Origin of the sequence: Campylobacter sp. BCW_6877, from assembly GCF_001762445.1 — a bacterium.
Lineage (GTDB): Bacteria > Campylobacterota > Campylobacteria > Campylobacterales > Campylobacteraceae > Campylobacter_D > Campylobacter_D jejuni.
Genome location: NZ_MJWW01000033.1, coordinates 65,553 through 77,349, shown reverse-complemented (window position 1 = coordinate 77,349; position 11,797 = coordinate 65,553). Strand labels below are relative to the sequence as shown.

At 33.4% G+C, this 11,797-nt stretch carries 16 protein-coding genes; 14 read left to right on the top strand and 2 right to left on the bottom strand.

Translation table 11 applies throughout. The annotated features are described in order from the left end of the window. Nucleotides 1-10: 10 nt before the first annotated feature. From infA to hisIE, 14 genes are all read left to right on the top strand, one after another. Entirely contained in the window at nucleotides 11-229 is a 219-nt protein-coding gene (infA, locus tag AJ936_RS03560) for a translation initiation factor IF-1 (protein WP_002781436.1), read from the top strand. 171 nt (nucleotides 230-400) lie between these two features. After that, nucleotides 401-514 carry a 50S ribosomal protein L36 gene (gene rpmJ, locus AJ936_RS03555; protein WP_002781429.1) on the top strand — a complete coding sequence of 38 codons (114 nt, stop codon included), beginning with the start codon at nucleotides 401-403 and terminating at the stop codon, nucleotides 512-514. Nucleotides 515-516: 2 nt separating this feature from the next. Further along, the gene (gene rpsM / locus AJ936_RS03550) at nucleotides 517-882 is read left to right on the top strand and encodes a 30S ribosomal protein S13 (protein WP_002800121.1); all 366 of its coding nucleotides are present in this window, start codon (nucleotides 517-519) and stop codon (nucleotides 880-882) included. 9 nt (nucleotides 883-891) lie between these two features. Beyond that, entirely contained in the window at nucleotides 892-1,284 is a 393-nt protein-coding gene (gene rpsK, locus AJ936_RS03545) for a 30S ribosomal protein S11 (protein WP_002779544.1), read from the top strand. Nucleotides 1,285-1,311: 27 nt separating this feature from the next. Further along, on the top strand, nucleotides 1,312-1,938 hold the full coding sequence (rpsD, locus tag AJ936_RS03540; RefSeq protein ID WP_002858938.1) for a 30S ribosomal protein S4: 627 nt from the start codon (nucleotides 1,312-1,314) through the stop codon (nucleotides 1,936-1,938). A 12-nt stretch (nucleotides 1,939-1,950) separates the two neighbouring features. Then, the gene (locus tag AJ936_RS03535; protein WP_002855748.1) at nucleotides 1,951-2,964 is read left to right on the top strand and encodes a DNA-directed RNA polymerase subunit alpha; all 1,014 of its coding nucleotides are present in this window, start codon (nucleotides 1,951-1,953) and stop codon (nucleotides 2,962-2,964) included. 3 nt (nucleotides 2,965-2,967) lie between these two features. Next, a complete protein-coding gene (gene rplQ / locus AJ936_RS03530; RefSeq protein WP_002851332.1) occupies nucleotides 2,968-3,321 on the top strand; it encodes a 50S ribosomal protein L17 in 354 nt (117 codons plus the stop codon). 172 nt (nucleotides 3,322-3,493) lie between these two features. Beyond that, nucleotides 3,494-4,393, top strand: a complete 900-nt coding sequence (gene hisG, locus AJ936_RS03525) for an ATP phosphoribosyltransferase (RefSeq protein WP_053872692.1) — start codon at nucleotides 3,494-3,496, stop codon at nucleotides 4,391-4,393. A gap of 7 nt (nucleotides 4,394-4,400) precedes the next feature. Then, nucleotides 4,401-5,687, top strand: coding sequence for a histidinol dehydrogenase (hisD, locus tag AJ936_RS03520; protein WP_070209928.1), 1,287 nt, complete (start codon nucleotides 4,401-4,403; stop codon nucleotides 5,685-5,687). Further along, nucleotides 5,684-6,742, top strand: a complete 1,059-nt coding sequence (gene hisB / locus AJ936_RS03515) for a bifunctional histidinol-phosphatase/imidazoleglycerol-phosphate dehydratase HisB (RefSeq protein WP_070274066.1) — start codon at nucleotides 5,684-5,686, stop codon at nucleotides 6,740-6,742. Before hisD ends, hisB begins: the two co-directional genes overlap by 4 nt. Continuing rightward, nucleotides 6,739-7,326 carry an imidazole glycerol phosphate synthase subunit HisH gene (gene hisH, locus AJ936_RS03510; RefSeq protein ID WP_002862245.1) on the top strand — a complete coding sequence of 196 codons (588 nt, stop codon included), beginning with the start codon at nucleotides 6,739-6,741 and terminating at the stop codon, nucleotides 7,324-7,326. The genes hisB and hisH overlap by 4 nt, the downstream gene beginning before the upstream one ends. Then, entirely contained in the window at nucleotides 7,323-8,057 is a 735-nt protein-coding gene (gene hisA, locus AJ936_RS03505) for a 1-(5-phosphoribosyl)-5-[(5-phosphoribosylamino)methylideneamino]imidazole-4-carboxamide isomerase (protein WP_070209926.1), read from the top strand. The genes hisH and hisA overlap by 4 nt, the downstream gene beginning before the upstream one ends. Beyond that, the gene (gene hisF / locus AJ936_RS03500) at nucleotides 8,039-8,806 is read left to right on the top strand and encodes an imidazole glycerol phosphate synthase subunit HisF (protein WP_070209925.1); all 768 of its coding nucleotides are present in this window, start codon (nucleotides 8,039-8,041) and stop codon (nucleotides 8,804-8,806) included. Before hisA ends, hisF begins: the two co-directional genes overlap by 19 nt. A gap of 1 nt (nucleotide 8,807) precedes the next feature. Further along, nucleotides 8,808-9,431 carry a bifunctional phosphoribosyl-AMP cyclohydrolase/phosphoribosyl-ATP diphosphatase HisIE gene (gene hisIE, locus AJ936_RS03495; RefSeq protein ID WP_070209924.1) on the top strand — a complete coding sequence of 208 codons (624 nt, stop codon included), beginning with the start codon at nucleotides 8,808-8,810 and terminating at the stop codon, nucleotides 9,429-9,431. A gap of 23 nt (nucleotides 9,432-9,454) precedes the next feature. Here hisIE and AJ936_RS03490 read toward each other — a convergent pair whose 3' ends face one another. Together AJ936_RS03490 and AJ936_RS03485 are read right to left on the bottom strand one after the other, a co-directional pair. Continuing rightward, nucleotides 9,455-10,615: a tetrahydrodipicolinate N-succinyltransferase N-terminal domain-containing protein gene (locus AJ936_RS03490; RefSeq protein ID WP_002871281.1), complete on the bottom strand. Its 1,161-nt coding sequence runs from the start codon at nucleotides 10,613-10,615 to the stop codon at nucleotides 9,455-9,457. Between the two features lie 25 nt (nucleotides 10,616-10,640). After that, the gene (locus tag AJ936_RS03485) at nucleotides 10,641-11,747 is read right to left on the bottom strand and encodes an Mrp/NBP35 family ATP-binding protein (protein WP_070274065.1); all 1,107 of its coding nucleotides are present in this window, start codon (nucleotides 11,745-11,747) and stop codon (nucleotides 10,641-10,643) included. Nucleotides 11,748-11,797: the final 50 nt, after the last annotated feature.

The following is an 11,797-nucleotide window of genomic DNA, read 5'->3' as shown; positions in this document are numbered from 1 at the left end:
GGAGAAAATTTTGGCAAAAGATGATGTAATTGAAATTGATGGCACCGTACTTGAAGCATTGCCTAATGCAAATTTCAAGGTTGAACTTGACAACAAACATGTAATTTTATGTCATATTGCAGGAAAAATGCGTATGCATTATATAAGAATAATGCCAGGTGATAAAGTAAAAGTAGAACTTACACCTTATAGCCTTGATAAAGGGCGTATAACTTTTAGATATAAATAATCTAAGTTATTTAAAAGCTAATTTTAGATAAAATTAGAGTTTTTGCGACAAATTACATCGAACTATATGAAGAAGTATTTTTAAAATCCACCACTTATTTTGAAAATAGTTGGTTATTCATAAAACCTGATGTAGTCGTAAATCAAGTGGAATTCATTCAAGGAGACGCTCATGAAAGTGAGACCATCGGTTAAAAAGATGTGCGACAAGTGCAAAGTAGTTCGCCGTAAAGGCGTGGTTCGCATTATTTGCGAAAATCCAAAACATAAACAAAGACAAGGATAAACATGGCTCGTATTGCAGGTGTGGATTTACCAAAGAAAAAAAGAATTGAGTATGGACTAACCTATATTTATGGTATAGGACTTTTCACTTCAAGAAAAATTCTAGATAAAGTAGGAATTTCTTATGATAAAAGAGTTCATGAGTTAAGTGAAGATGAAGCAGCAGCTATCCGTAAAGAAATTCAAGAAAACTATATGGTTGAAGGGGACTTGAGAAAACAAGTTGCTATGGATATTAAAGCACTTATGGATTTAGGAAGCTTTAGAGGCTTAAGACACAGAAAAGGCTTACCAGTTCGCGGACAAAAAACAAAAACAAACGCAAGAACTAGAAAAGGTAAGAGAAAAACTGTTGGTGCAAAATCATAAGGATAAATCATGGCAAAAAGAAAAATCGTAAAGAAAAAAGTAGTTAAAAAAAATATAGCAAAAGGTATTGTTTATATCAGTGCGACTTTTAACAATACTATGGTTACAGTGACTGATGAAATGGGAAATGCTATCGCTTGGAGTAGTGCAGGTGGTTTAGGATTTAAAGGTTCTAAAAAATCAACTCCTTATGCAGCACAACAAGCAGTAGAAGACGCTTTAAATAAAGCAAAAGAACACGGAATTAAAGAAGTAGGCATTAAAGTACAAGGACCAGGAAGCGGTAGAGAAACTGCTGTTAAGAGTGTAGGTGCTATGGAAGGAATCAAAGTAACTTTCTTAAAAGATATCACTCCATTAGCTCACAATGGTTGCAGACCGCCTAAGCGTCGTCGTGTCTAAGATATAAGAAAAATTTAGGAGAATATTATGGCAAGATATAGAGGACCAGTAGAAAAATTAGAAAGACGCTTTGGTGTTAGCTTAGCATTAAAAGGAGAAAGAAGACTAGCTGGCAAAAGTGCACTAGACAAACGCCCTTATGCGCCAGGACAACACGGAGCAAGAAAAGGTAAAATTAGTGAGTATGGACTTCAATTAAGAGAAAAACAAAAAGCTAAATTTATGTATGGAGTAAGCGAAAAGCAATTCCGTCGTTTATTTGCTGAAGCAGCAAGAAGAGAAGGAAATACAGGGGTATTACTTATCCAACTTTTAGAACAAAGATTAGACAATGTGGTATATAGAATGGGTTTTGCTACAACACGTCGTTTTGCAAGACAACTTGTAACACATGGACATATTTTAGTAAATGGTAAAAGAGTGGATATTCCTAGCTTTAGAGTAGAAGCAGGTGCTAAAATCGAAATCATCGAAAAAAGCAAAAACAATCCTCAAATAACAAGAGCTATCGAACTTACAGCACAAACTGGAATCGTTGCTTGGGTTGATGTTGAAAAAGATAAGAGATTTGGAATTTTCACAAGAAAACCTGAGAGAGAAGAAGTTGTCATTCCGGTTGAGGAAAGATTTATCGTTGAGCTTTACTCTAAGTAATAGGGGCTAAATATGAGAAATATTACAACATCTGCTTATACGCCAACAGAATTTACAATAGAAAACATTAGTGATACTGTGGCTAAAATCAGTGCTTGGCCTTTTGAGATCGGCTATGGAATCACCCTAGCCCATCCTTTACGCCGTTTGCTTTACACTAGCACCATAGGATATGCTCCAACTGCGATCCATATTGATGGCGTAGCTCATGAATTTGATAGCATGCGTGGTATGCTTGAAGATGTAGCACTTTTTATCATTAATCTAAAAAAACTACGCTTTAAAATTAAAGGCGAATCAAATAAAGAAATAGTAGAATTTAGCTTTAAAGGCTCAAAAGAAATTTACGGCAAAGATCTAAATAATGATCAAGTAGAAGTAGTAAATAAAGACGCCTATCTAGCAACAATTAACGAAGATGCTGAACTCAAATTCACATTGATCGTTGAAAAAGGTATTGGCTATGTACCAAGCGAAGAAATTAAAGAGCTTATAAATGATCCTAAATTTATAGCTTTAGATGCTTTCTTTACACCTGTAAGAGAAGCAACCTATGATATTGAAAAAGTTTTATTTGAAGATAATCCTGATTATGAAAAAGTGGTTTTAACCGTAACAACTGATGGACAAATCACTCCAAATGAAGCTTTTCAAAATGCTCTAGAAGCTATGTATAAACAATTATCAGTATTTGATAAAATTACCAATGTTAGAAGTGTAATTAAAAATCAAGCAACAAGCAATGAACTAGAAAATACTAAATTATTGCAAAACATTACAGATTTAAATTTAAGTGCTAGAAGTTATAATTGTCTTGAAAAAGCAGGAGTGGTTTACATAGGCGAGCTTGCTTTGATGAGTGTAAGTGAACTTGCAGGGCTTAAAAATTTAGGTAAAAAATCTCTTGATGAAATTAAAAACATCATGGAAAGCATAGGTTTTCCTGTGGGAACTTCTAAGCTTAGCGATAATAAAGAAATACTTAAAAATAAAATCGCAGAATTAAAAGCACAAAACGAAGGATAAAGAATGAGACATAAACATGGATATAGAAAACTTGGCAGAACTTCATCTCATCGTGCTGCCTTATTAAAAAATTTAACTATAGCTTTAGTAAATAGCGGAAAAATTGAAACTACTCTACCAAAAGCTAAAGAATTAAGAGGTTATGTAGAAAGATTGATTACTAGAGCAAGACTTGGAGATTTTAACGCTCATAGAGCAGTTTTTGCTTCATTACAAGATAAAAACGCTACTAATAAATTAGTAACTGAAATTGCTCCAAAATTCAAAGATCGCAATGGCGGATATACAAGAATCATCAAAACAAGAATTCGCCGTGGTGATGCCGCTGAAATGGCTTTCATCGAATTTGTAGCTTAATCAAATCCTAGCTTTTGCTAGGATTAATACTTCAATTAAATATCCTAAAAATAAAAAGTTTTAAATAATTATTTTAAATAAAATTAAATTTATTTATTTTCTAAAACCCTTGCTAAAAATTCAACTACTTATGCTAATATAAGTTTTTAATTTTTAATTTCAAGGATATGTTATGCAAGAAAACACTCGTTTACGCATTGCGATACAAAAATCAGGTAGACTTTCAAAAGAATCCATAGAGCTTCTTTCAGAATGTGGTGTTAAAATGCATATCCATGAACAAAGTTTGATCGCTTTTTCTACAAATTTACCCATAGATATTTTACGCGTTAGAGATGATGATATCCCTGGGCTTATTTTTGATGGGGTTGTAGATTTAGGCATTATAGGGGAAAATGTTTTAGAAGAAAATGAACTTGAACGCCAGTCTTTAGGAGAAAATCCAAGCTATAAGCTTTTAAAAAAGCTAGATTTTGGATATTGCCGTCTTTCTCTTGCCTTACCTCAAGAAAATAAATTTCAAAATTTGAAAGATTTTGAAGGCTTAAGGATAGCTACTTCTTATCCACAACTTTTAAAGCGTTTTATGAAAGAAAATGGGATTAATTATAAAAATTGTATGCTTACAGGTTCTGTTGAAGTAGCCCCTAGGGCAAATTTAGCCGATGCAATTTGCGATCTTGTTTCAAGCGGGGCAACTTTACAAGCAAACAATCTTAAAGAAGTTAAAGTCATTTATGAATCTCGTGCTTGTTTGATTCAAAAAGAAAATGCTTTAAGTAAAGAAAAACAAGCCTTAGTGGATAAAATTATGTTGCGTGTAGCAGGAGTAATGCAAGCAAGAGAATCTAAATACATTATGCTTCATGCTCCAAAAGAAAAGCTTGATAAAATTCAAGTCCTACTTCCAGGAGTTGAAAGACCGACTATCTTACCTTTAGCACACGATGAAAAAAATGTAGCTTTACATATGGTAAGTAAAGAAAATCTTTTTTGGGAAACCATGGAGGCTTTAAAAGAAGAAGGTGCGAGTTCGATTTTAGTTCTGCCTATAGAAAAAATGTTAAAGTGAGTAAAAAATGCAAATTTTAGTATATGATAATTTGGATGAAAAACAAAAAGAAGAAGCGTTAAAACGCCCTGCTATAAGTGCGAAAGATGAAATTTCAAAAATAGTAAGTTCTATCATTAAAGAAGTGCAAGAAAAAGGCGATGAAGCTTTGATAGAACAAGCTTTGAAATTTGATAAGGCTGAAATTTCAAAGATTAAAATCACTCAAAAAGAAATCACTCAAGCAAGCAATCGTTTAGATAAAGATTTACAAGAAGCTATTTTAGTGGCTTATGAAAATATCAAAAAATTTCACGAAGCCCAAATCCCACATGAAATCGCTCTTGAAACTACAAAAGGCGTTAAATGTGAAGTTTTAACACGCCCTATAGAAAAAGTAGGACTTTATATACCAGGGGGTTTGGCACCTTTGTTTTCAACGGTTTTAATGCTAGCTATTCCTGCAAAAATTGCAGGTTGTGAAAAAATCGTTTTAGCAAGTCCTGCAAAAATCAATGATGCTGTGCTTTTTTGTGCTAAGCTTTGTGGCGTGGATAAAATTTATCAAATGGGCGGTGCAGGAGCTATAGCAGCTTTGGCTTACGGTACCCAAAGTGTTTTAAAGGTGGATAAAATTTTTGGCCCAGGAAATGCCTTTGTAACCGAAGCAAAACGCCAAGTAAGTAGCGATATAAACGGAGCAGCTATTGATATGCAAGCAGGACCTAGTGAAGTTTTAGTCATAGCTGATGATTTAGCTAATGAAAAATTTGTAGCTAGTGATTTGCTTTCACAAGCTGAACATGGTGCAGATTCTCAAGTGATTTTAGTGTGTTTAAGTCAAGATTTTGCTAAAAAAGCAAGTGATGAAGTCCAAAGTCAATTAGAACTTTTACCTCGTAAAGAACTTGCAAGCAAAAGCATTGCTAATTCACGCATTATCATAGCTAAAGATTTAAATCAAGCCTTGGAAATTTCAAATCTTTATGCCCCTGAACATTTGATCATACAAACTCAAAATCCACGTGAACTTTTAAAAGGTGTAAAACACGCAGGATCAGTATTTTTAGGAGCTTATTCCCCAGAGTCTATGGGTGATTATGCAAGTGGGACTAATCATGTTTTACCTACTTATGGACTTACTAAAACGCATTCTAGTTTAGGTTTGGCAGATTTTAGTAAAAGAATGACCGTTCAAGAGCTAAGCAAAGAAGGCTTTCTAGCTTTAGGTAAAAGTGTTGAAATTTTAGCACAAAATGAGCATTTAGACGCACACAAAAACGCTGTAACTTTTCGTTTAGAGAGCTTAAAATGAGTCAAAAAATCCTTTTTATAGATAGAGATGGCACTTTAATAGAGGAGCCAAAAAGCGATTTTCAAATCGATACTCTTGAAAAATTGCGTTTTGAAAAAGATGCTATTCCTACTCTTTTAAAACTAAAAAATTTTGGATTTAAATTTATCATGGTAAGCAATCAAGATGGTCTTGGAACGCCGAGTTTTCCAAAGGAAAATTTTGAAATTGCTCATGAAAAAATGCTTGATATTTTAAAAAGTTGCGGTATAGAATTTCAAGATATTTTTATTTGTCCGCATTTTGAAAATGAAAATTGTACTTGCAGAAAACCTAAAACTGCTATGTTAGAAGAATATATCAAGCACGAACTTTATGATAAGGAGCAAAGTTTTGTTATCGGAGATCGTGAGAGTGATATGATCTTAGCTTCAAATTTAGGTGTGCGTGGTTTAAGATACGGCGAACTTTCTTGGAAAGAAATAGAAAATGAAATTTTAAGTTCTTTTAGAAGTGCGAGTTATCAAAGAACTACTAAAGAAACAGATATAAAAGTAAAAGTGTGCTTAAATGGGGGCAAGGTTAGCATTAAAACAGGTATTGATTTTTTTGATCACATGTTAGAGCAAATCGCTGTACATGGAGGTATAGGGCTTGAAATTTCTTGTAAAGGGGATTTAGAAATCGATGAGCATCATAGCGTTGAAGATGTAGCCTTAGCACTTGGAGCTTGTATCAAAAAAGCTTTAGGGGATAAAATCGGCATTGCAAGATATGGTTTTGCTTTACCTATGGATGAGTGTTTGGCAAGTTGTGCGATGGATTTTTGCAATCGTCCTCATTTAGTCTATAAAGCCAAATTTAAAAAATCTCATTTAGGAGCTTTAAGCACAGAAATGATCGAACACTTTTTTTATTCTTTAAGCTATGCTATGGGCGTGAGTTTGCATTTAAAAGCTAAAGGCAAAAACGATCATCATAAAGCTGAAGGACTTTTTAAAGCCTTTGCAAAAGCTTTAAAAATGGCAGTGAAAATAGAAGGTGAAAATTTAGCCAGCTCTAAAGGAGTGATATGAAAATCATCATCATCGATACAGCCTGTGCGAATTTAGCATCTTTGAAATTTTGTTTGGATAGATTAGGTTTTAATGCAACTATCAGTAGGGATTTAAAAGAACTTGAAAGTGCGGATAAGCTTTTTTTACCTGGAGTGGGTACTGCAAAAGAAGCGATGAAAAATTTAGAACAATTTAATCTTATTGATTTTATTAAAAATACCAAAAAACCTTTACTTGGTATTTGTTTAGGTATGCAAATTTTAGGAAATTTTTCCGAAGAATTAAATCAAGAAACCTTAAAACTCATAGATTTTACAACTCAAAAATTTAAAGCTAAAGAAGGCTTTACTTTTCCACATATGGGATGGAATCAAGTTCATAGCTCTCATGCTTTGTTTAAAGGTTTAGAAGGGGCTTATTTTTATTTTGTGCATAGTTATTGTGTAGGACTTGGAGAATACACTATAGCAGATTGTGAGTATTCGCAAAAATTTAGCGCAAGTGTAATGAAAGATAATTTTTACGGGGTGCAATTTCACCCTGAAAGAAGCAGTGAAGCGGGAGAAATTTTAATTTCAAATTTTATTAAGGATATAGGATGACTCAAATCATACCCGCACTCGATCTTATAGATGGCGAAGTGGTGCGTCTTGTAAAAGGGGATTACGAACAAAAAAAAGTATATAAATACAATCCCTTAAAGAAATTTAAAGAATACGAAAAAGCAGGAGCGAAAGAACTTCATCTTGTAGATCTTACAGGCGCAAAAGATCCTAGCAAAAGACAGCTTGTTTTGATAGAAAAATTAGCTAAAGAAGTCAGTGTCAATCTACAAGTAGGTGGAGGCATACGCTCTAAAGAAGAAGTTAAAGCTTTGCTTGATTGTGGAGTAAAAAGAGTAGTGATAGGATCTATGGCGATTAAAGATGCGACTTTATGTCTTGAAATTTTAAAAGAATTTGGTAATGAAGTTATAGTTTTAGCCTTAGATACGATTTTGAAAGAGGATTATGTTGTGGCTGTAAATGCTTGGCAAGAAGCAAGCGATAAGAAGCTTATGGAAGTTTTAGATTTTTATAGCAATAAAGGCTTAAAACACATACTTTGCACAGATATTTCAAAAGATGGCACCATGCAAGGAGTAAATATAAGACTTTACAAACTTATCCATGAAATTTTTCCTAATATTTGCATTCAGGCAAGTGGTGGAGTAGCAAGCTTAAAAGACCTTGAAAACTTAAAAGGAATTTGTAGTGGGGTTATCGTAGGAAAAGCTTTATTAGACGGAGTTTTTAGCGTAGAAGAAGGGATAAGATGCTTACAAAACGCATAATTGCATGTTTAGATGTCAAAGATGGCAGAGTAGTAAAAGGAACACAATTTAAAAACCATAAAGATATGGGAGATATCATAGAACTTGCTAGGTATTATTCTCAAAATGGCATTGATGAGCTTGTTTTTTATGATATTGCTGCAAGTGCTAGAAAAGAACGCATATCAAGAGAATGGGTAAGTGAAGTAGCAAAAAATATCAATATTCCTTTTTGTGTTGCAGGGGGTATTAAAAGCGAAGAAGATGCAGCTGAACTTTTGGCTAATGGGGCAGATAAAATTTCTATCAATTCTCCTGCTTTAAATGATCCAAGTTTAATCACACGCCTTGCTAAAAGCTTTGGTGTGCAATGCGTAGTAGTAGGGATTGATAGTTTCAAAGATGAAAATGGAAATTTAAAAGTATTTCAATACACAGGCGATGAAAAAACAAGCAAACATAGTGGAAAAAGCACTTTAGAATGGGTTAAAGAAGTGCAAGATCTAGGCACAGGCGAAATTGTTTTAAATATGATGAATCAAGATGGCGTTAAAAATGGCTATGATTTAGAACAATTAGAAGCTGTATATAAAATTTGTAAAATACCTTTGATCGCAAGCGGGGGAGCGGGAAAAATGGAGCATTTTTTAGAAGCTTTTAAACTAGGTATAGATGGGGCTTTAGCTGCTTCTGTTTTTCATCAAAAACTTATAGACATTAAAGAATTAAAAATTTATCTTAAAAATCAAGGCTTAAGTATAAGGATATAATATGCAAAATTTCAAAGAACTTAATGAAAAAATCGCTTGGCAAAAAGTGGATTATCTTTTACCTGTCATCGTCCAAGATGCAAAAACTTGCGAAGTTTTAATGCTAGGTTTTATGAATAATGAAGCCTTAGAAAAAAGCTTAGAAAGTGGCAAAGTAGTCTTTTTTTCACGCACAAAACAGCGTCTTTGGATGAAAGGTGAAGAAAGTGGAAATTTCTTAAATATTATAGATTTAAGCTTAGATTGTGATAATGACACGCTTTTAATTTTAGCAAATCCTGTAGGGTCTACTTGTCATACGGGCGATATTTCTTGTTTTGAAAAAAATTCTAAAAATGCGGATTTTGTTTTTCTAGCCAGACTTGAAAAACTTATTAATGCACGCAAAAATGCCGATGAAAATACTTCTTATACAGCAAAACTTTTCAAAAGTGGTACAAAACGAATCGCACAAAAAGTTGGTGAAGAAGGTATAGAAACAGCTTTAGCAGCGACAGTAAAAGATAAAGAAGAGCTTATTTGTGAAGCAGCGGATTTAATGTATCATTTAAGTGTTTTACTTGCAGATGCAAATCTTAGTTTCTCAGATGTGATTTCAAAGTTGAAAGAAAGGCATAAAGCTTAAAGCTTTATGTAAATGAATTTATATCAATGCAAGGCTTCGTTAAGTTTGACTGCTTTTTTATTTAAAGCTACTATCATAGCACCACTTATAGAATCTTGACGGAAATGTAGTCCATTTAAACCTTTAAGCTCTAAGCCTTTGTAAATTTCTTTATCAAAATTAAAATAAGGATTAAGTTTAGCAAGTTCTTCGGCATCTTTGAGTAAAAATTTCGTTCCTTCTAGCACCGCAATACCTGCATCAACTATACAATTATCCCCTAAAGGAATTCCTGTCACTGAATTAGCCCCTAAAAGACAAGCCTTGCCTACGCTTATAGCATTACCACTTGTTCCACTTAAAACACCTAAAATCGAAGCTCCGCCACCTACATCAGAACCTTCTCCTACTATAGCACTTGAACTAATACGCCCTTCAACCATACAAGCTCCTGTTGTGCCTGCATTAAAATTCACATAACTTGCCCCTGGCATGATGGTTGTTCCCGCTGCTAAAGACGCACCCATTCTTACTTTAGAACTTTCTAAAATTCTTGTATTATCCTCAGGGATAATATGTGCTAAAAATCTTGGGAATTTATCAACAAAATCGATTTTTGGATATTGATTGCTCATTTTTAAACGCATTTCATTTGCTCTTAAATACTCAAGCTCGATAGGCTTATCATCACTCCAAGCTACATTGCTTAAAAGTCCAAAAGCTCCATTTAGATTGATACTTCTTAAAGGCACTTTTTTAGTAGAAAGCAAATAAAGTTTTAGATAAACACTTTCTACACTTAAAGGTTCTTTATCTTCAAAAAGACAAACAAAAGCAAACTCATCGTCTTTAAATTTATCTTTGATAATCTTTAATAAATCAATATTTTGATGCCCCTCTTCTTCTAAAAAAGGTTTAAAACAAGAAAGTGCAAAATCAATATCTTCTAATTTCAAAGTTTGTACAAACTCACTCGCATTAAAATCAATCTCCACACTCCTTTGCATAAAAGCTTCAAGCATAATTGCTGCTGAGCCAAAATTTTGCTCATAATTAATTAAAGCAAAACTTGCTTGTAAGATTTTATTTTTATTTAACTGTCCTCTATCAAGCCTTGCTATACCAAAAGCTTTAGGTTTTTTATAACCACTTTTTTGCTCAATTTGTTTGATTAAAAGTAAAAAATCTTCTTTAGTATTAATCATTTTCTTTTCCTTATCCACTTAATTTTTAATGCGAACACGCACTTTTTCCATTCATCACAGGTTGTATAGCAGAATTATCCCCACCGCCTTCATTGTTAATCTTTTCTATAAAGCTCCAAATTTTTTCAGCCGCCATTAAATAACGCTTTGAACTCACACTTTCAGGGTGATAAAAACTCACAGGCTTGCCTTCATCTCCACCTTCTCTTACTATCATTTCTATAGGAATTTGTGCTAAAACTTCACTTTTATAAGCTTTTGCCATATCCTCAGCTGTTCCTTTGCCAAAAATATCATACTCTTTACCATTATCAGGACATAAAAATCCACTCATATTTTCAATCACACCCGCTATAGGAATGTGAAGTTTATTAAACATATCTAAAGCTCTTTTACTATCGTCTAAAGATACGGTTTGAGGTGTGCTTACGCAAACTCCTGCAGTAATAGGAATACTTTGTGCAGAAGTAATTTGCGCATCACCTGTTCCTGGAGGCATATCTAAAAATAATACATCAAGTTCAGGCCAAATCACATCAGCTAAAAGTTGCTCGATTGCTTTCATAATCATAGCTCCACGCCACATAAGACCTTGACCCTCTTCGATCAAAACCCCCATACTCATCATATAAACACCATGAGTTAAAATAGGCTTTAATCTCTGCCCTACTACTTCAGGCTGAGTTTTGGTTTCACCTAGCATTCTTGGAATATTTGGCCCATAAATATCCGCGTCTAAAATACCTACTCTTTTTCCCATTTTAGCCATGGAAATTGCTAAATTTACTGTAGTTGTAGATTTACCCACACCACCTTTTCCACTTGAAACCATGATGAAATTTTTTACTTGTGGAGCGATATTTTTTCCACTTCTTGAATTACTTTTTTCTTCAGGAATTTTTGGAGTGATGATATTAAGTTCGATATTTTTTAAAGCCAAACTCGATAAAGCTTCAGTAGCATTTTTACGAATTTCATTGGCTACTTCAGGATTTGCTGAAACGATTTCTATATCAATGAATACACCATCATCTTGAATTTTAATATCTTTTACAAAGTTAAAACTCACTATATCCTTTTCAAAACCAGGATATTTTACAGTTTTTAATTTCTCTAAAATTTGTTCTTTCATATTTTTTCCTTGTCTTTTAAAAAAATCAATTTTACTAATAAAATGATAAA